The following is a 20,681-nucleotide window of genomic DNA, read 5'->3' as shown; positions in this document are numbered from 1 at the left end:
ACCCGACGGATGAAATGACTTCGTTAGTTTTGCTCGCGAGCGATGGCGCGCCAGCCGATATCGTCGCGGCTAAAGCTGCCGTCCCAACGGATATCGGTAAGCAGCTCATAGGCGCGCTGCTGCGCCTGGGCCACGCTATCACCCAGCGCCGTTACGCACAGTACGCGGCCGCCGTTGGTAAGCACGCGCTGGTCGGCAGAAAGCCGGGTGCCCGCATGGAACACTTTGCCATCCGCCGCGTCTTCCTGCGGTAGGCCGAAGATCTCATCGCCGGTAGCGTAGCTGCCCGGATAGCCGCCCGCGGCCACCACCACGCCGAGAGAGGCGCGGCTGTCCCACTCTGATGTTTTCTCATCCAGCTTGCCATCACAGGCGGCGAGGCACAGCTCCACCATGTCCGACTTCATGCGCAGCATGATGGGCTGCGTTTCCGGATCGCCGAAGCGGCAGTTGAACTCGATAACTTTCGGGTTGCCCTGCTTATCGATCATCAGACCCGCGTAGAGAAAGCCGGTATAGGTATTGCCTTCCGCCGCCATCCCTTTGACCGTTGGCCAAATGATACGCTCCATGGTGCGCTGATGGACCTCATCGGTGACCACCGGAGCCGGAGAGTACGCGCCCATGCCGCCGGTGTTAGGGCCGGTATCGCCATTACCGACGCGCTTGTGGTCCTGGCTGGTGGCCATCGGCAGAACGTGCTCGCCGTCGACCATCACGATAAAGCTGGCCTCTTCGCCGTCGAGGAACTCTTCAATAACGATACGATGGCCGGCGTCGCCGAAGGCATTGCCTGCCAGCATATCGTGAACGGCGGCTTCCGCCTCTTCGAGCGTCATCGCGACAATCACGCCTTTCCCGGCCGCCAGGCCGTCGGCTTTGATAACGATCGGCGCGCCTTTCTCCCGCAGGTACGCGAGGGCAGGCTCAACCTCGGTAAAGTTCTGGTATTCGGCGGTGGGGATCTTGTGACGCGCGAGGAAATCTTTGGTAAAGGCCTTAGAGCCCTCGAGCTGCGCGGCACCTTCCGTTGGGCCGAAGATTTTCAGTCCGGCGGCGCGGAAGGCATCCACGATGCCGATCACCAGCGGCGCTTCCGGGCCGACGATGGTCAGATCGATATTTTCACGCTGTGCGAAGCTCTGCAGCGCCGGAATGTCGGTCACGCCGATAGCCACGTTCTGCAGCGCGGGCTCCAGGGCGGTGCCGGCATTACCCGGAGCCACATAAACGGTATCAACCAGCGGCGATTGCGCCGCTTTCCATCCTAACGCGTGCTCGCGCCCGCCGTTACCAATCACTAATACTTTCATGTGTTACTCCGAGAATTAATGGCGGAAATGGCGCATGTCGGTGAAGATCATCGCGATGCCGTGCTCGTCGGCGGCGGCAATCACCTCATCGTCGCGAATAGAGCCGCCCGGCTGGATCACGCAGCTCACGCCTACGGCCGCGGCCGCATCAATGCCGTCACGGAACGGGAAGAATGCGTCGGATGCCATGGCTGAGCCTTTCACTTCCAGGCCTTCGTCGCCGGCTTTAATCCCGGCGATTTTGGCGGAGTAAACGCGGCTCATCTGGCCTGCGCCTATGCCGATGGTCATATTCTCTTTGGCATAAACGATAGCGTTGGATTTGACGAACTTGGCCACTTTCCAGCAGAACAGCGCATCGCGCAGCTCCTGCTCGCTCGGCTGGCGCTTGCTGACCACGCGCAGTTCAGCGCTGGTGACCATGCCCAGATCGCGATCCTGCACCAGCAGCCCGCCGTTGACGCGTTTGAAATCAAGGCCCGGTACGCGTGAGGTCCACTCGCCGCAAGTCAGCACGCGGACGTTCTGTTTCGCCGCGGTAATTTCCAGCGCCTCTTCGCTAGCGGAGGGGGCGATGATCACTTCGACAAACTGGCGGGAGATAATGGCCTGCGCGGTTTCGGCATCCAGCTCGCGGTTGAAGGCGATAATGCCGCCGAACGCTGAGGTCGGGTCGGTTTTATAGGCGCGGTCGTAGGCATCCAGCAGGGAATCGCTTACCGCAACGCCGCACGGGTTGGCGTGCTTGACGATAACGCATGCCGGCTCGCTGAACTCTTTCACGCACTCCAGCGCGGCATCGGTATCGGCAATGTTGTTGTAGGAAAGCGCTTTGCCCTGCAGTCTGCCGGGCGGTGGCAACGGATGCTTCCTTAATTTCTTCTTCTATATAGAAAGCGGCCTGCTGATGGCTGTTCTCACCGTAGCGCATATCCTGCTTCTTAATAAAGTTCAGATTCAGGGTACGCGGGAAGCGGCCTGAAGCTTCCTGAGTTTCACCGTGATAGGCCGGAACCATGCTGCCGAAGTAGTTGGCAATCATGCTGTCATAGGCGGCAGTGTGCTCAAAAGCTTTAATGGCGAGGTCGAAACGGGTTTCGAGAGTCAGGGAGCCTTCGTTGGCGTCCATCTCTTTAATAATGGCGGCGTAGTCGCTGCTCTTAACAACGATAGCGACATCTTTATGGTTCTTGGCCGCGGAGCGCACCATGGTCGGGCCGCCGATATCGATGTTCTCAACCGCATCTTCCAGCGAACAGCCTTCACGGGCGACGGTCTGGGCAAAGGGGTAAAGGTTAACGACGACCATATCAATAGGAGAGATCGCGTGCTGCGCCATGATCTCATCATCCTGACCGCGACGACCCAGAATGCCGCCGTGTACTTTCGGATGCAGGGTCTTCACGCGTCCATCCATCATTTCCGGGAAACCGGTGTAGTCAGAGACTTCGGTTACCGGCAGGCCTTTCTCTGCCAGCAGGCGTGCGGTACCACCCGTAGAGAGTAGCTCAACACCACGAGCGGAAAGAGCCTGCGCGAATTCGACGATACCGGCCTTATCAGAAACACTGAGCAGGGCGCGGCGGACTGGACGACGTTGTTGCATGGTATTAAATCCCCAGGATTTGAACATTACAGAGAGCGTTAGGTGAGTTTTTGTCTAAAAACTCACCTAACGCACCCAACCGGGCGTCCGTGTCATAGCGCGGCATTGTAACGAAAACGTTTGCGCAACGCTCGCGAATTTTTATCTTTCTCCTGACAGGGCGAAATCTTTCCTTATCTCTCCTTAATAGAAGGGCGCAGCGACGGCCTTTATAGAGAGGGAACGCCGATGATCTGTGGATAATTCTGTGCGTAACAGGGTATAAACCGGGGTTTTGCTGGGGAATGCAGCAGTCAGTCATTTTTCTGCAATTTAACTATTGCGGGCGCTCGAGAACTCCCTATAATGCGCCTCCATCGACACGGAACAACGGCAAACAAGCCGCCGGGTTGAAAGAGAAAACTTCTGAAAAACGAGGTTGACTCTGTAAGAGGAAAGCGTATTATACGCCACCTCGCAACGGTGAGCGAAAGCCGCGTCGCACCTGCTCTTTAACAATTTATCAGACAATCTGTGTGGGCACTCAAAGTGACATGGATTCTTAACGTCTTCGGACGAAAAATGAATACCAAGTCTCTGAGTGAACATACGTAATTCATTACGAAGTTTAATTCACGAGCATCAAACTTAAATTGAAGAGTTTGATCATGGCTCAGATTGAACGCTGGCGGCAGGCCTAACACATGCAAGTCGAACGGTAGCACAGAGAGCTTGCTCTCGGGTGACGAGTGGCGGACGGGTGAGTAATGTCTGGGAAACTGCCTGATGGAGGGGGATAACTACTGGAAACGGTAGCTAATACCGCATAACGTCGCAAGACCAAAGTGGGGGACCTTCGGGCCTCATGCCATCAGATGTGCCCAGATGGGATTAGCTTGTAGGTGAGGTAATGGCTCACCTAGGCGACGATCCCTAGCTGGTCTGAGAGGATGACCAGCCACACTGGAACTGAGACACGGTCCAGACTCCTACGGGAGGCAGCAGTGGGGAATATTGCACAATGGGCGCAAGCCTGATGCAGCCATGCCGCGTGTATGAAGAAGGCCTTCGGGTTGTAAAGTACTTTCAGCGAGGAGGAAGGTGTTGAGGTTAATAACCTCAGCAATTGACGTTACTCGCAGAAGAAGCACCGGCTAACTCCGTGCCAGCAGCCGCGGTAATACGGAGGGTGCAAGCGTTAATCGGAATTACTGGGCGTAAAGCGCACGCAGGCGGTCTGTTAAGTCAGATGTGAAATCCCCGGGCTCAACCTGGGAACTGCATTTGAAACTGGCAGGCTTGAGTCTTGTAGAGGGGGGTAGAATTCCAGGTGTAGCGGTGAAATGCGTAGAGATCTGGAGGAATACCGGTGGCGAAGGCGGCCCCCTGGACAAAGACTGACGCTCAGGTGCGAAAGCGTGGGGAGCAAACAGGATTAGATACCCTGGTAGTCCACGCTGTAAACGATGTCGACTTGGAGGTTGTTCCCTTGAGGAGTGGCTTCCGGAGCTAACGCGTTAAGTCGACCGCCTGGGGAGTACGGCCGCAAGGTTAAAACTCAAATGAATTGACGGGGGCCCGCACAAGCGGTGGAGCATGTGGTTTAATTCGATGCAACGCGAAGAACCTTACCTGGTCTTGACATCCACGGAATTCAGCAGAGATGCTTTAGTGCCTTCGGGAACCGTGAGACAGGTGCTGCATGGCTGTCGTCAGCTCGTGTTGTGAAATGTTGGGTTAAGTCCCGCAACGAGCGCAACCCTTATCCTTTGTTGCCAGCGATTCGGTCGGGAACTCAAAGGAGACTGCCAGTGATAAACTGGAGGAAGGTGGGGATGACGTCAAGTCATCATGGCCCTTACGACCAGGGCTACACACGTGCTACAATGGCATATACAAAGAGAAGCGACCTCGCGAGAGTAAGCGGACCTCATAAAGTATGTCGTAGTCCGGATCGGAGTCTGCAACTCGACTCCGTGAAGTCGGAATCGCTAGTAATCGTGGATCAGAATGCCACGGTGAATACGTTCCCGGGCCTTGTACACACCGCCCGTCACACCATGGGAGTGGGTTGCAAAAGAAGTAGGTAGCTTAACCTTCGGGAGGGCGCTTACCACTTTGTGATTCATGACTGGGGTGAAGTCGTAACAAGGTAACCGTAGGGGAACCTGCGGTTGGATCACCTCCTTACCTGAAAGAACCTGCCTTTGTAGTGCTCACACAGATTGTCTGATGAAAAGTAAATAGCAAGGCGTCTTGCGATTGAGACTTCAGTGTCCCCTTCGTCTAGAGGCCCAGGACACCGCCCTTTCACGGCGGTAACAGGGGTTCGAATCCCCTAGGGGACGCCACTTGCTGGTATGTGAGTGAAAGACGCGTGCCGATATATCTCAAAACTGATTCTCAGGAATCACGTTTGAGATATTTGCTCTTTAAAAATCTGGATCAAGCTGAAAATTGAAACGACACACTTTAAGTGTGTTCGAGTCTCTCAAATTTTCGCAACACGACTGTTTTACGAAACAGCTTCGGGTTGTGAGGTTAAGCGACTAAGCGTACACGGTGGATGCCCTGGCAGTCAGAGGCGATGAAGGACGTGCTAATCTGCGATAAGCGTCGGTAAGGTGATATGAACCGTTATAACCGGCGATTTCCGAATGGGGAAACCCAGTGTGATTCGTCACACTATCGTTAAGTGAATACATAGCTTAACGAAGCGAACCGGGGGAACTGAAACATCTAAGTACCCCGAGGAAAAGAAATCAACCGAGATTCCCCCAGTAGCGGCGAGCGAACGGGGAGCAGCCCAGAGTCTGAATCAGCATGTGTGGTAGTGGAACGGTCTGGAAAGTCCGGCGGTACAGGGTGATAGTCCCGTACACAAAATCACACATACTGTGAACTCGAAGAGTAGGGCGGGACACGTGGTATCCTGTCTGAATATGGGGGGACCATCCTCCAAGGCTAAATACTCCTGACTGACCGATAGTGAACCAGTACCGTGAGGGAAAGGCGAAAAGAACCCCGGCGAGGGGAGTGAAAAAGAACCTGAAACCGTGTACGTACAAGCAGTGGGAGCATCCTTCGGGGTGTGACTGCGTACCTTTTGTATAATGGGTCAGCGACTTATATTCTGTAGCAAGGTTAACCGAATAGGGGAGCCGCAGGGAAACCGAGTCTTAACTGGGCGTTAAGTTGCAGGGTATAGACCCGAAACCCGGTGATCTAGCCATGGGCAGGTTGAAGGTTGGGTAACACTAACTGGAGGACCGAACCGACTAATGTTGAAAAATTAGCGGATGACTTGTGGCTGGGGGTGAAAGGCCAATCAAACCGGGAGATAGCTGGTTCTCCCCGAAAGCTATTTAGGTAGCGCCTCGTGAACTCATCTTCGGGGGTAGAGCACTGTTTCGGCTAGGGGGTCATCCCGACTTACCAACCCGATGCAAACTACGAATACCGAAGAATGTTATCACGGGAGACACACGGCGGGTGCTAACGTCCGTCGTGAAGAGGGAAACAACCCAGACCGCCAGCTAAGGTCCCAAAGTCATGGTTAAGTGGGAAACGATGTGGGAAGGCCCAGACAGCCAGGATGTTGGCTTAGAAGCAGCCATCATTTAAAGAAAGCGTAATAGCTCACTGGTCGAGTCGGCCTGCGCGGAAGATGTAACGGGGCTAAACCATGCACCGAAGCTGCGGCAGCGACGCTTATGCGTTGTTGGGTAGGGGAGCGTTCTGTAAGCCGTTGAAGGTGGCCTGTGAGGGTTGCTGGAGGTATCAGAAGTGCGAATGCTGACATAAGTAACGATAAAGCGGGTGAAAAGCCCGCTCGCCGGAAGACCAAGGGTTCCTGTCCAACGTTAATCGGGGCAGGGTGAGTCGACCCCTAAGGCGAGGCCGAAAGGCGTAGTCGATGGGAAACAGGTTAATATTCCTGTACTCGGTGTTACTGCGAAGGGGGGACGGAGAAGGCTATGTTAGCCGGGCGACGGTTGTCCCGGTTTAAGCATGTAGGCGGAGGCTCCAGGTAAATCCGGAACCTTTTAACGCTGAGGTGTGACGACGAGGCACTACGGTGCTGAAGTAACAAATGCCCTGCTTCCAGGAAAAGCCTCTAAGCATCAGGTAACAACGAATCGTACCCCAAACCGACACAGGTGGTCAGGTAGAGAATACCAAGGCGCTTGAGAGAACTCGGGTGAAGGAACTAGGCAAAATGGTGCCGTAACTTCGGGAGAAGGCACGCTGATGGTAAGTGAAGCGACGTGCTCGTGGAGCTGAAGTCAGTCGAAGATACCAGCTGGCTGCAACTGTTTATTAAAAACACAGCACTGTGCAAACACGAAAGTGGACGTATACGGTGTGACGCCTGCCCGGTGCCGGAAGGTTAATTGATGGGGTTATCCGTAAGGAGAAGCTCTTGATCGAAGCCCCGGTAAACGGCGGCCGTAACTATAACGGTCCTAAGGTAGCGAAATTCCTTGTCGGGTAAGTTCCGACCTGCACGAATGGCGTAATGATGGCCAGGCTGTCTCCACCCGAGACTCAGTGAAATTGAACTCGCTGTGAAGATGCAGTGTACCCGCGGCAAGACGGAAAGACCCCGTGAACCTTTACTATAGCTTGACACTGAACACTGGTCCTTGATGTGTAGGATAGGTGGGAGGCTTTGAAGCGTGGACGCCAGTCTGCGTGGAGCCATCCTTGAAATACCACCCTTTAATGGCTGGTGTTCTAACGTGGGCCCCTGATCGGGGTTGCGGACAGTGTCTGGTGGGTAGTTTGACTGGGGCGGTCTCCTCCCAAAGAGTAACGGAGGAGCACGAAGGTTAGCTAATCCTGGTCGGACATCAGGAGGTTAGTGCAATGGCATAAGCTAGCTTGACTGCGAGCGTGACGGCGCGAGCAGGTGCGAAAGCAGGTCATAGTGATCCGGTGGTTCTGAATGGAAGGGCCATCGCTCAACGGATAAAAGGTACTCCGGGGATAACAGGCTGATACCGCCCAAGAGTTCATATCGACGGCGGTGTTTGGCACCTCGATGTCGGCTCATCACATCCTGGGGCTGAAGTAGGTCCCAAGGGTACGGCTGTTCGCCGTTTAAAGTGGTACGCGAGCTGGGTTTAGAACGTCGTGAGACAGTTCGGTCCCTATCTGCCGTGGGCGCTGGAGAATTGAGGGGGGCTGCTCCTAGTACGAGAGGACCGGAGTGGACGCATCACTGGTGTTCGGGTTGTCATGCCAATGGCATTGCCCGGTAGCTAAATGCGGAAAAGATAAGTGCTGAAAGCATCTAAGCACGAAACTTGCCCCGAGATGAGTTCTCCCTGACTCCCTGAGAGTCCTGAAGGAACGTTGAAGACGACGACGTTGATAGGTCGGGTGTGTAAGCGTAGCGATACGTTGAGCTAACCGATACTAATGAACCGTGAGGCTTAACCTTACAACGCCGAAGCTGTTTTGGCGTGAGACGATAATCAGCTTGATACAGATTAGCTGACAGGCCTTATGGCGTGTTGGCAAACAGAATTTGCCTGGCGGCACTAGCGCGGTGGTCCCACCTGACCCCATGCCGAACTCAGAAGTGAAACGCCGTAGCGCCGATGGTAGTGTGGGGTCTCCCCATGTGAGAGTAGGGAACTGCCAGGCATCAAATAAAACGAAAGGCTCAGTCGAAAGACCGGGCCTTTTGTGTTATGTGTTGTTTGTCGGTAAGCGCTCTCCTGAGGAGGACAAATTCGTCGGGAACGAATTTGCACAGCACGGAGTGCTGCCCGGAGGGTGGCGGGCAGGAAGCCCGGCATACAACTGCCAGGCATCAAACCAGTAAGAAGCCCATCCTCGCGGATGGGCTTTTTGCGTTTTGGGCTATTCATCTTCATCGATATAGAGTTGCCTGAGCGCGCTCATATTCACGATTAAAATCTTGCCGTATTTTGCCTCGATCCATCCCAACTTTTCCCATGCAACCAGACGCTTATTAATAGTCTGACGGGTGGTATTGATAATGGTTGCCAGGTCGTCCTGGGTTAAGTAAAGGTTGATTAATACGCCTTTCTCATGCCATTCGCCATAGCCTTCCGACAAGCTCACCAGACGTTTGGCCAGACGGGCTGAGACGGATAAAAGCGCGCTGTCATGGAGCATCGTGAAGGCGTTGCGCACCACTTTACATAGCAGTAGTGCCAGAAAATGGTGGAGGATGGGATAGTGCTGCAAAAGCGACTCCACGTCGCGCGGCTTCAGCGTCAGCAGTATTGTTTTGCCAAGAGCTCTGGCATCGTGGGTACGGACTGATTTGTCGATCATACCGATTTCACCAAACCAGTTGCCGGGTGAAAGATAGCGAAAAATACACTCTTTGCCATCGGCTGAGACGGAGCTGACTTTGACGGATCCGGTAATGACCGCGTACAGCGCCTGTGATTCATCTCCGCGATAGTGGATCACTTCACCGTTTTCATACTGATAAAAGCTGGCACGGGACAACATCTGTCCACTAAGATAATCAGGTAGCGCCCGGAACCAGCTACTGGTCAGCAGGATCGACTGGATCTCATCCTGCTGAAGATTCCATTCATGTGACTCCTGTGCTACGGCCAATATCTTAACCATCGTTGTTGCTGTCCTGATGTTGATTATTGTCGCAGCACTGTATCATTTCCTATTAATCAGAGTGCCGGAGATATGTCGCCTCACCGGATTTCATAGCGTGTGCCGGGGAGGGTATCGTCTGCGCTTTATCAATCCCAAACCGTCGCAATGCCAGAATCATCAGGCTACCTGATGCCGTGACCAGCGCGAGGAAATAGAGCCCTGCCTGCGGTGAGTTGAAGGAATGCTCTGCCCAGACGCGTAGATTTGGGGCGACGAAGCCTCCTAAATTGCCCATTGAATTAATGAGAGCGATCCCCGAAGCCGCGGCTGCTCCGCCCAGGTACGATGAGGGAAATGTCCAGTAAAGTGGCTGCATGGCAAGGTGTCCCGCAGCCGCAGCGCATAGGGCGACAATCGCGATGAGCGGTATACTCTCAGCGAAGCCAGATAACGCTATGCCCACAGCTCCGCACATGAAAGTGACAGCTGCAACGTAGCGGCGTTCCTGCAGTTTTTCGGCGATCCGTGGCACGTAATACACCGCAATGGCGGCACACAATGGTGGGATAGCGGTGACAAAGCCAACCAGCAGACCGACTTTCGTGCCCATCAGAGTGGCGATCTGGGTTGGCAGGAAGAAATAGATCCCGTAACCGCAAACCTGGACGGTGAACCAAATCAGGCATAGGTAGAGCACGCGTACATCCAGTAGGGCCTGCCACACGCCTTTCGGACCATGGGCCAGTTTCATCTGCTCTTCATGATTAAGCGTCTGGCTTAGCGCCGCTTTCTCTTGCTGCGTTAACCACCTGGCGTCGTCAGGACGATCGTCCAGATAGAAAAAGACCCAAATCCCGACGGCTGAGGCCAACAAACCTTCGACGACGAACATCAACTGCCAGCCATGCAGGCCGAATGCCAGCGTCGTACCTTCCAGAGAAAGCAGCGAGCCGGAAAGCGGGCCGCCGATGATAAAGGCCAGCGGTGCGCCAAACAGAAAATAGCCGGTAACACGTGCGCGGATATGTTGCGGGAACCAGAAAGTCAGATAGAGAATGACGCCGGGAAAGAACCCTGCTTCACTCACCCCCAGCAGAAAACGCAAGAAGATAAACATCGTTTCGGTATGTGCAAACATCATTGCCGCAGAGACCAGACCCCAGGTGATCATGATCCTCGCCAGCCAGACTCGGGCGCCAATTCGGTAAAGCAGAATATTACTTGGGACTTCAAAAAGGGCATAACCGATAAAAAAGATGCCGGCGCCAAAGGCATAGGCTGCATCGCTTAGCCCTGTGTCCAGCTGGAATTCTTGTTTTGCAAAGCCGATATTTGAACGATCCAGATAGGCCAGAATGAACATCAGCGTGACCATCGGGATGATCCGTCGTATGGATTTACGTATTGCCTGTGATAAATCAAGATCGGTAGGGGCGGGCATAGTTCACCTCTTGGTATTTGTCATTATTTTTTGTCGTCCAGACGATGTACCTGTGAGGGTTATCTGACGCTGAAACGCTCAAGGGCTTCCCGCCGCAGCGTGGTGCCTGCGCCTGGCGCCGTGGGGAGAGAATAGAACCCCTCTTTCACTTCTACCGGATCGACGAAACACTCCAACGTCCAGGGGATGAATTCCAGCAGCGAGCAGGCCGGGTGCGCGATGACCAGATGCAACTGAGCCTGCATCATGTCACCGTGATGAGGTGTTACCGGCAGGTTAAATGCCTGCCCGAGGTCGGCAATTTCCCAGACTGCCGTCAGTCCACCGCAGCGCGTGGCGTCTGGTTGTAGGTAATCGACCGCCCCAGCGAGTACAAACTCTTTAAAAGAATCAAAATGATATAGTAGTTCTCCCAGGGCGAGAGGTGTGCTGATATGCTTGGCCAGCGCGCGGTGACTGGATACATCGTCATGCCACATCGGCTCTTCAAACCAGGTAATGTCAAAATCAGCCAGTCGTGAACCATACTGTTTGGCAGTGCTGATATCCCATTTGGCGTTCGCATCCACCATCAGATTGACGTCATCGCCGATCGCTTTTCTGACGGCTTCAATCCGCCTGAGGTCTTCCCGCGGGTCTGGCTTGCCGATTTTCATTTTGATGGCATTAAAGCCCTCTTCAAAAATCATCTTCTTACAGTCATCGACCAACTCGGCGGTCTCCCTGACTAACCAGCCACAATCGGTGTTATAGGCGGAAATGCGAGTGTGCTGTGAGCCGCCAAAAATTTTCCACAGCGGCTGTTCAACCATCTTGGCTTTCAGATCCCACAGCGCAATATCAATGGCAGAGAGCGCCATCTGCATCAATCCTCCGCGTCCCACCCAGATATTGGTTGAACTGCGGGATAATTTACGGTGCAGGTAACGAACTTCATTGGCATCTTCCCCGAGTAACATCGGACCGAAAACATCGCTGATAATGGTGGTGAGCAATCTGTCGGTAGAAATATCAGCATGGGTACCCGTATAACCGTAACCGACCAGCCCATTGTCCGTCTCAATCATGACGCCGGGCATACCCCAGTGTGTAATGCTGTGTGTAGAATCGCCGATGATATTTTTGGTTACCGGCACGTGCATAATAAATGTCGTCAGTTTGGTGATTTTCATGCTTGCTTCCTGTGGCTGTAGACCTGATGGATTGCCGCAATGTAGCAATGGTCTTTCGGGAAGGCTGTCAAACGGTTTACACATCACCAACGGCTGTCGAGATTAATTAAAATATTTGATACGGATCGCGAATTGCTCACATCCTCCTGGTGGGGATGGCCTTTTTATCTTTTTTATTCTTTGTAAGCAGTAACGGATAGACACGGCTCGGGCCGTCAACCTCACAACGTCTCGCCACGTTAAACCGAATGGGGTTGAAACTTTTTCACCTTCTACGTGCAGACTCGACATTTTATTTATTCCTGGTTATTGTTAGCTGTCTGGATGTCTAAACGTTTATACGTATGCTATGAGGTAATAAAGTTATGCCTATTCGGGTGCAGGACGAGCTACCGGCCGTCAATTTCTTGCGCAGTGAGAACGTCTTTGTGATGACGACAACGCGCGCAACGACTCAGGAAATTCGCCCGCTGAAGGTGCTTATCCTCAACCTGATGCCGAAGAAAATCGAGACCGAGAATCAGTTCCTGCGGCTGCTATCGAACTCTCCGCTCCAGCTTGATATCCAGCTGCTGCGCATCGACGCGCGTGAATCCCGCAACACGCCAACCGAGCATCTGAACAACTTCTACTGTAACTTTGAGGACATCTGCGATCAGAACTTTGATGGCCTGATCGTCACCGGCGCGCCGCTGGGGCTGGTCGAATTCAACGACGTTGCCTACTGGCCGCAGATTAAGCAGGTGCTGGAGTGGGCAAAGGATCACGTGACCTCAACGCTGTTTGTCTGTTGGGCCGTACAGGCCGCGCTCAATATCCTTTATGGCATCCCCAAGCAAACCCGCACTGAAAAAATCTCCGGCGTCTTTGAACACCATATTTTGCACCCGCACGCGCTGCTGACCCGCGGTTTCGACGATACCTTCCTCGCGCCACACTCGCGCTACGCCGATTTTCCGGCCGCATTGATCCGCGACTACACCGATTTAGAGATCCTGGCAGAAACCGAAGAGGGTGATGCCTATCTGTTCGCCAGCAAAGATAAGCGCATTGCCTTCGTCACCGGCCACCCGGAATACGATGCTAATACTCTGGCGGGCGAGTTTTTCCGCGATGTGGAAGCGGGTCTCAGCCCGGAAGTTCCGGCCAATTATTTCCCGCATGATGACCCGCAAAACGCCCCGCGGGCCAGCCTGGAGAAGTCACGGAAATCTGCTGTTTGCCAACTGGCTGAACTACTATGTCTACCAAATCACGCCATACGATCTGCGGCATATGAATCCGACTCTGGATTAATCCTCCAGCCAACGCGATCCTAAAGCGTTTCAGCATTTTGCCTCTGGCACCTTCGGGTGCCTTTTTTGTTTCCGAAATTCAATTCATACGTGGAATAAACTTTAATTTTAATGTTATCAATATGTTGAATTGATATTAAAATTAAAATGGAAATTGTTTTTGATTTTGGAAAAATAATGCGTAGTCTTAATTGTGTTGAGCGAAAAGCAGACAACGATCTTTCACTCGCGCCAACTGGATCAACCAAGAGGAGCAGCACAATGACGCAACAGGCGACAATCACTGACGAACTGGCCTTCGGCCAGCCTTATGGCGAACAGGAAAAGCAGATCTTAACGCCCGAGGCGGTGGAGTTCCTGGCGGAACTGGTGAGCCGCTTTACGCCTGAGCGCAATAAGCTGCTGGCGGCGCGTATCCAGCAGCAGCAGGACATTGACGACGGAAAGCTGCCTTATTTTATTTCGGAAACAGCTTCCATTCGTAACGGTGACTGGACAATTCGCGGTATTCCGGCCGATTTACAGGATCGTCGGGTAGAGATCACCGGCCCCGTTGAACGCAAGATGGTGATTAACGCCCTGAATGCTAACGTAAAAGTATTTATGGCTGACTTTGAAGATTCGCTGGCGCCTGACTGGAACAAGGTCATCGATGGTCAGATAAACCTGCGCGATGCGGTCAACGGCACCATCAGCTATACCAACGAAGCGGGGAAAATCTACCAGCTGAAGCCCGATCCTGCGGTGCTGGTTTGCCGGGTACGCGGCCTGCACCTGCCGGAAAAACACGTCACCTGGCGCGGGGAGTCGATTCCCGGCAGCCTGTTTGATTTTGCGCTCTACTTCTTCCATAACCACCAGGCGCTGCTGGCGAAAGGAAGCGGCCCCTATTTCTATCTGCCGAAGACCCAGGCCTGGCAGGAAGCGGCCTGGTGGAGCGACGTTTTCAGCTACACCGAAGATCGCTTTGAACTGCCGCGCGGCACCATCAAGGCGACGCTGCTGATTGAAACGCTGCCGGCGGTGTTCCAGATGGATGAAATTCTCCATGCGCTGCGGGACCATATCGTTGGCCTGAACTGCGGGCGTTGGGACTACATTTTCAGCTACATCAAAACCTTAAAAAACCATGCTGATCGTGTCTTACCCGACCGCCAGGTGGTGACGATGGACAAATCGTTCCTCAACGCCTATTCACGCCTGCTGATAAAAACCTGCCACAAGCGCGGCGCGTTTGCGATGGGCGGCATGGCGGCCTTTATCCCCAGCAAAGACGCCGAACGGAACCGTCAGGTGCTCGGCAAGGTCACCGCCGATAAAGAGCTGGAAGCCAAAAACGGCCATGACGGCACCTGGATTGCCCATCCGGGCCTCGCGGATACGGCGATGGAGGTTTTCAATCGCGTGCTGGGCGAACGGACCAACCAGCTGGACGTCAGCCGGGAACAGGATGCGCCGATTACCGCCGAACAGCTGCTGGAGCCCTGCGACGGCGAGCGCACCGAAGCCGGGATGCGCGCCAACATTCGCGTGGCGGTGCAGTACATCGAAGCCTGGATCTCCGGCAACGGCTGCGTACCGATTTATGGCCTGATGGAAGATGCGGCCACGGCAGAAATCTCGCGCACCTCTATCTGGCAATGGATCCATCATCAGAAGACGCTGAGCGACGGGACGCCGGTAACCAAAGCGCTGTTCCGCCAGTGGCTGGGCGAGGAGCTGATGGTTATTCAGGACGAGCTGGGCGAACACCGCTACAGCAGCGGCCGCTTTGACGATGCCGCGCGGCTGATGGAACAAATCACTACCTCAGACGAACTGATTGATTTCTTAACGTTGCCTGGCTACCGCCTGCTGGCGTAATTCACCCACTCGTGACCCTATGGAGCATCTGCATATGAAAACTCGTACTCAGCAAATCGAAGAATTAAACAAAGAGTGGACACAGCCGCGTTGGGAAGGCATTACCCGCCCGTATAGCGCGGAAGAAGTGGTGAAATTACGCGGTTCGGTCAACCCGGAATGTACCCTGGCGCAGCTTGGTGCGGCCAAAATGTGGCGGCTGCTGCACGGCGGCTCGAAGAAGGGCTATATCAACAGCCTTGGCGCGCTGACCGGCGGGCAGGCGCTGCAGCAGGCGAAGGCGGGGATCGAGGCGATTTATCTCTCCGGCTGGCAGGTGGCGGCGGATGCCAACCTGGCTTCCAGCATGTATCCGGATCAATCGCTGTACCCGGCCAACTCGGTGCCGGCGGTGGTGGATCGGATCAACAATACCTTCCGTCGCGCCGATCAGATCCAGTGGTCTGCCGGCATTGAAGCAGACGATCCGCGCTATACCGACTATTTCCTGCCGATCGTGGCGGATGCTGAAGCCGGCTTCGGCGGCGTGCTGAATGCGTTTGAGTTGATGAAATCGATGATTGAGGCCGGCGCAGCGGCGGTTCACTTTGAAGATCAGCTGGCGTCGGTGAAAAAATGCGGCCATATGGGCGGAAAAGTGCTGGTGCCGACGCAGGAAGCGATCCAGAAACTGGTGGCCGCTCGCCTGGCGGCCGACGTCATGGGCGTGCCGACGCTGGTCATCGCCCGAACCGACGCCGATGCTGCGGATCTGATCACCTCCGATTGCGATCCGTACGATCGTGAATTTATTACCGGCGATCGCACCAGTGAAGGCTTTTTCCGCACCCACGCCGGCATTGAGCAGGCGATTAGCCGCGGCCTGGCCTATGCGCCCTACGCCGACCTCGTGTGGTGTGAAACGTCGAAGCCGGATCTTGAGCAGGCTAAGCGCTTTGCCGACGCAATCCACGCGCGCTTCCCGGGCAAACTGCTGGCCTATAACTGTTCGCCGTCGTTCAACTGGAAGAAGAATCTCGATGACGCCACCATCGCTCGCTTCCAGCAGTCGCTGTCCGATATGGGCTACAAATATCAGTTCATTACTCTGGCTGGCATCCACAGCATGTGGTTCAACATGTTCGACCTCGCCCGCTCCTATGCGCAGGGTGAGGGGATGAAGCACTACGTTGAGAAGGTGCAGCAGCCGGAGTTCGCCGCCGCAGCGGAAGGATACACTTTCGTTTCCCACCAGCAGGAGGTGGGCACCGGCTATTTCGACAAGGTGACGACGATTATCCAGGGGGGCGCCTCTTCGGTAACGGCGTTAACCGGTTCAACGGAAGAAGAGCAGTTCTGATAGGTTTCCCCCTCTCCCTTGCCGGAAGGGGGCTGGGGTGAGGGGGACGATATGACGCGTGGCCTGGAATTATTGATTGCACAGACTATTTTGCAGGGATTTGACGCCCAGTACGGGCGTTTTCTTGAAGTCACCTCGGGCGCGCAGCAGCGCTTTGAGCACGCCGACTGGCACGCCGTTCAGCAGGCGATGAAGCAGCGCATCCATCTCTACGATCATCACGTCGGTCTGGTGGTTGAACAGCTGCGCTGTATTACCGAAGGCAAAAGTACCGACGTCGATTTTTTACTGCGGGTGAAAGAGCACTACACCCACCTGCTACCGGATTACCCTCGCTTCGAAATTGCGGAGAGCTTTTTCAATTCCGTCTATTGTCGGTTGTTTGACCACCGCTCGCTGACTCCCGAGCGGCTCTTTATTTTCAGCTCGCAGCCGGAGCGCAGCTTCCGCTCAATTCCCCGTCCGCTGGCGAAAACGTTTTTCCCCGAGCGCGGCTGGGAAACGTTATTAAACAAGGTATTATCCGATCTCCCCCTGCGGCTGGCATGGCAAAATAAGGCGCGGGATATTGGCTATATCACGGCCAGTCTGGAGGAAGCGCTCGGCAGCGAGATGCTCTCCCGCTCCCATCTGCAAATAGCCAACGAACTCTTCTATCGCAATAAGGCGGCCTGGCTGGTCGCCAAACTGGTGACGCCGGTGGCGACGCTGCCCTTTTTGCTGCCTGTCCATCGCAGCGATGAAGGCGAGCTGTTTATTGATTCCTGCCTGACCACCCACGCGGAGGCGAGCATCGTCTTTGGCTTCGCGCGCTCCTATTTTATGGTTTACGCCCCGCTGCCCGGGGCACTGGTTGAGTGGCTGCGCGAGATCCTGCCGGGGAAAACCACCGCCGAACTGTACATGGCGATTGGCTGCCAGAAGCACGCAAAAACGGAAAGCTATCGCGAATATCTGCACTATATCGCCCGCAGCGACGAGCAGTTTATCGAGGCGCCGGGCATCCGTGGGATGGTGATGCTGGTCTTTACCCTGCCGGGCTTCGACCGGGTATTTAAGATCATCAAGGACCGCTTCGCGCCGCAAAAGGAGATGACCGCCGCCCACGTCCGCGCCTGCTATCAGCTGGTTAAGGAGCACGACCGCGTCGGGCGCATGGCCGATACCCAGGAGTTTGAAAACTTCGTGCTGGATAAGCGGCAAATCGCGCCGCAGCTGATGGCGCTGCTGCAATCGGAAGCCGGGGCTAAAATTACCGATCTCGGCGATCGGATCGCCATCAGCCATCTCTATATCGAGCGGCGCATGGTGCCGCTGAACATCTGGCTGGAGCAGGTTGACGGCCAGGCGCTGCGCGATGCGGTCGAGGAGTACGGGAATGCCATTCGCCAGCTGGCCGCCGCCAATATCTTTCCCGGCGACATGCTATTTAAGAACTTCGGCGTGACCCGCCACGGCCGGGTGGTGTTCTACGACTACGATGAGATTTGCTACATGACGGAGGTTAATTTCCGCGAGATCCCGCCGCCGCGCTATCCGGAAGATGAGCTGGCGAGCGAGCCGTGGTATAGCGTGTCGCCGGGGGACGTTTTCCCGGAAGAGTTCCGCCACTGGCTGTGCGCGGACCCGCGTATCGGGCCGCTGTTTGAGGAGATGCACGCCGACCTGCTGCGGGCCGACTACTGGCGGGAGCTGCAGACGCGCATTCGCCACGGCCACGTGGAAGATGTCTACGCCTACCGCCGCCGCCAGCGCTTTTGCGTGCGCTACGGCGCGATGCGGCAGGCGGAAGGCGCCGGTCAGGTGTAAAAGTAGCGCACCACGTGAAAGAACACCGGCGCGGCAAAGCAGAGGGAATCAATCCTGTCCATCATGCCGCCGTGCCCTTCCAGCATGGCGCCAAAGTCTTTCACTCCCCGATCGCGCTTGATCGCCGACATGCACAGGCCGCCCGCGAACCCCAGCAGGGTGATCAGCAGAGAGATGAAGAAGGCCTGAATCATGCTGAACGGCGTAACCCAGAACAGGGCCGCACCCACCAGGCTGGCGCTGAGAATCCCGCCCACGAAGCCTTCCACCGTTTTGTTCGGGCTCAGCTTCGGCACGATAGGGCGTTTGCCCCACAGCTTGCCGAATACGTACTGCAGCACGTCAGAAATCTGCACGACGATCATCATGAACAGCACCAGCTTGATGTTCTCGCCGGCAAAACCTGGAATATCGATCATCAGCAGCGCCGGCGCATGGCTGACGCAGTACACCGCGATCATCAGGCTCCACTGAATCTTGGCGCTGCGCTCGAGGAAGTGGGTTGTATCGCTGGCCAGCGCGATGCGGGCGGGAATAAACAGGAACGCATAAACCGGAATAAATATCACGAACAGGCTGTACCATTCGATCCCCACCAGCAGGTACTGCAGCGGCAGAATCACGAAAAAGCACCAGAACAGCGCCTCGTGGTCGCCCCGGCGGGTGGGGGTCAGGGTGACGCATTCGCGCAGCGCATAGAAGGACATCAGCGCAAACAAAATCACCGAGCCGATGGGGCCGATGAGCATGGCGAAGACCGAAATGATGCACATGACCCACCAGGCGCGAATTCTGGCGTTGAGATTGGCGATGGTTTCGTTCTGCTTTCTGAGCGACAGCAGATAGCCAATCAGGCTCGCAATAACCAGTAGGGAAAACAATCCCGCCAGCAGCAGCAGGAGCTGATGATCGATATTACGCATGGGATAGCGCCTCCAGCGCTGATTTCGCGCGGGCTAAAAACGCCGCTTTTGTTTCGCCTTCCGCCGGGCCATCCAGCGGTTCGCCGAAGGTGGCGCTGCAGATAATCGGTACCACCAGCCTGGAGCCTTTCGGTAGCACCCGGTTCAGGTTTTCCAGCCAGACGGGCACCAGCCGGACGTCGGGGTGGCGCTGCATCAGATGGTACAGGCCGCTTTTAAACTCGCCCAGCTCGTCACCGCTGCCGCGGGTGCCTTCGGGAAAGAAAATGAGCGACTCGCTGTTTTCCAGCACGGCAACCAGCGGCGCGAGGGGATCTTCGCCTGAGGATGGCGACGCCGCCCGGCCTTTACGCTCAATCAGCACCGCCCCGAAGATGCGGGAGGCCAGGTAGCGGCGCAGGCGGCTCTTTTTCCAGTAATCCGCGGCGGCAACGGGATGGACGTTGTCGCGCATCGCGGTGGGCATGCTGGCCCAGATCACCAGCCCGTCGAGATGGCTGCTGTGGTTGGCGAAATAGAGCGTGGCCTGCCCGGGCTGCGGAGTGGATCTCCAGCGCGATTTAATGCCCGTCAGCAGCCGACATACGCTGACCAGCAGCGCGCGCACCAGCGTTTTATCCGGCGAGAAACTCATGGTGATTCTCCTGCGTTAAGATCCTGGATAATGAGCCGCGCGCGGCTGATACAGGTGAAGAAGGCGCCGACCAGAATCAGCCACAGGACCGCCACAAAGCCCTGCTGGCTCCACTGCGGAAACGTGGCGGCCAGCAGCGAAACCGCGGTCAGCAGCGCCATGCGATGCTGTTTGGCCATCGGTCCGCTGAAACGCTGGGGTAGCCCGCAGGTGCCCCCAAGCAGGCGGATATAGGCGGTGGCGACCGCCAGCAGCGCGCAGCCCCAGCCGAGCGCGATCGCCGACGGGTAAAGCGTGATGCCGTAGCCCACGCCGAGCAGCAGCAGCGTGTCGGATACGCGATCGGGAAGTTCGTTATAGACGGCGCCTGCCGGGCTGCGCAGACCGCCCTCGACGGCGACCATCCCGTCAAGAAGGTTGCAGATTAATCGTCCCTGAATGCCGACGGCGGCGGCGATAAAGAGGATCCGCTGCCCGATTTGGTCCTCAACCCGCCACGCGGCCAGATAGCACAGGGCGGAGAGCGCGGCAAAGGCGATACTGAAGAGAGAGATACCGTTCGGCGTACAGCCTTTACGGCGTAGATACCGCGCGGCGGCGGTGGCCCAGCGAGTCTCGCGTGCCCGGATGGGGCGGCGATCCTGGATTTCCTTTTCCATAGTTGCGTGCTCATTTTTGTTTTAAGAGCACATATTATATACAGCTTT

10 protein-coding genes, 1 tRNA gene, 3 rRNA genes and 2 pseudogenes are annotated in these 20,681 nt (G+C 55.6%); 8 read left to right on the top strand and 8 right to left on the bottom strand.

From position 1 onward, the window contains the following. Positions 1-23: 23 nt before the first annotated feature. Both purD and purH read right to left on the bottom strand, forming a co-directional pair. Entirely contained in the window at positions 24-1,313 is a 1,290-nt protein-coding gene (gene purD / locus ABOC21_RS23790; RefSeq protein ID WP_426813509.1) for a phosphoribosylamine--glycine ligase, read from the bottom strand. A gap of 15 nt (positions 1,314-1,328) precedes the next feature. After that, positions 1,329-2,919: pseudogene (purH, locus tag ABOC21_RS23785) on the bottom strand (bifunctional phosphoribosylaminoimidazolecarboxamide formyltransferase/IMP cyclohydrolase). A gap of 629 nt (positions 2,920-3,548) precedes the next feature. Here purH and ABOC21_RS23780 point away from each other — a divergent pair. From ABOC21_RS23780 to rrf, 4 genes are all read left to right on the top strand, one after another. Next, positions 3,549-5,088, top strand: a 16S ribosomal RNA gene (locus ABOC21_RS23780). Between the two features lie 85 nt (positions 5,089-5,173). Beyond that, positions 5,174-5,249: transfer RNA gene (locus ABOC21_RS23775), tRNA-Glu, on the top strand. 188 nt (positions 5,250-5,437) lie between these two features. Then, positions 5,438-8,344 (top strand): 23S ribosomal RNA (locus ABOC21_RS23770). Between the two features lie 90 nt (positions 8,345-8,434). Continuing rightward, positions 8,435-8,550 (top strand): 5S ribosomal RNA (rrf, locus tag ABOC21_RS23765). Together the 16S, 23S and 5S rRNA genes with 1 tRNA gene alongside form the textbook arrangement of a ribosomal RNA operon. A 219-nt stretch (positions 8,551-8,769) precedes the next feature. On the opposite strand, the gene ABOC21_RS23760 is transcribed toward rrf, so the two are convergent. The 3 genes from ABOC21_RS23760 to ABOC21_RS23750 are packed head-to-tail and all read right to left on the bottom strand — an operon-like array spanning position 8,770 to position 12,111. Beyond that, positions 8,770-9,516, bottom strand: coding sequence for a Crp/Fnr family transcriptional regulator (locus ABOC21_RS23760; protein ID WP_426813508.1), 747 nt, complete (start codon positions 9,514-9,516; stop codon positions 8,770-8,772). Positions 9,517-9,568: 52 nt separating this feature from the next. Beyond that, entirely contained in the window at positions 9,569-10,939 is a 1,371-nt protein-coding gene (locus tag ABOC21_RS23755; protein WP_426813507.1) for an MFS transporter, read from the bottom strand. A gap of 59 nt (positions 10,940-10,998) precedes the next feature. Beyond that, complete coding sequence (locus ABOC21_RS23750; RefSeq protein WP_426813506.1) at positions 10,999-12,111, bottom strand: mandelate racemase/muconate lactonizing enzyme family protein; 1,113 nt, start codon at positions 12,109-12,111, stop codon at positions 10,999-11,001. A gap of 365 nt (positions 12,112-12,476) precedes the next feature. On the opposite strand from ABOC21_RS23750, the pseudogene metA reads away from it, so the two are divergent. From metA to aceK, 4 genes and pseudogenes are all read left to right on the top strand, one after another. Continuing rightward, positions 12,477-13,407: pseudogene (gene metA, locus ABOC21_RS23745) on the top strand (homoserine O-succinyltransferase MetA). A gap of 260 nt (positions 13,408-13,667) precedes the next feature. After that, complete coding sequence (gene aceB, locus ABOC21_RS23740; protein WP_426813505.1) at positions 13,668-15,269, top strand: malate synthase A; 1,602 nt, start codon at positions 13,668-13,670, stop codon at positions 15,267-15,269. 34 nt (positions 15,270-15,303) lie between these two features. After that, positions 15,304-16,608, top strand: coding sequence for an isocitrate lyase (gene aceA / locus ABOC21_RS23735; RefSeq protein WP_426813504.1), 1,305 nt, complete (start codon positions 15,304-15,306; stop codon positions 16,606-16,608). Between the two features lie 51 nt (positions 16,609-16,659). After that, positions 16,660-18,417 (top strand): bifunctional isocitrate dehydrogenase kinase/phosphatase, encoded by a 1,758-nt coding sequence (aceK, locus tag ABOC21_RS23730; RefSeq protein WP_426813503.1) that lies wholly within the window; start codon positions 16,660-16,662, stop codon positions 18,415-18,417. Here aceK and ABOC21_RS23725 read toward each other — a convergent pair. From ABOC21_RS23725 to ABOC21_RS23715, 3 genes are read right to left on the bottom strand one after another with little or no spacing between them, the layout of a single operon-like run. After that, a complete protein-coding gene (locus tag ABOC21_RS23725; RefSeq protein ID WP_426813502.1) occupies positions 18,408-19,340 on the bottom strand; it encodes a phosphatidate cytidylyltransferase in 933 nt (310 codons plus the stop codon). The genes aceK and ABOC21_RS23725 overlap by 10 nt on opposite strands. Further along, positions 19,333-19,974: a lysophospholipid acyltransferase family protein gene (locus ABOC21_RS23720; RefSeq protein ID WP_426813501.1), complete on the bottom strand. Its 642-nt coding sequence runs from the start codon at positions 19,972-19,974 to the stop codon at positions 19,333-19,335. Before ABOC21_RS23720 ends, ABOC21_RS23725 begins: the two co-directional genes overlap by 8 nt. Then, complete coding sequence (locus tag ABOC21_RS23715) at positions 19,971-20,633, bottom strand: CDP-alcohol phosphatidyltransferase family protein (RefSeq protein ID WP_426813500.1); 663 nt, start codon at positions 20,631-20,633, stop codon at positions 19,971-19,973. Before ABOC21_RS23715 ends, ABOC21_RS23720 begins: the two co-directional genes overlap by 4 nt. Positions 20,634-20,681: the final 48 nt, after the last annotated feature.

Origin of the sequence: Klebsiella sp. WOUb02 (assembly GCF_050058015.1) — a bacterium.
Classification (GTDB): domain Bacteria; phylum Pseudomonadota; class Gammaproteobacteria; order Enterobacterales; family Enterobacteriaceae; genus Klebsiella.
The sequence above is the reverse complement of the archived record's forward strand: the minus strand, read 5'-3'. Positions and strand labels throughout refer to the sequence as shown.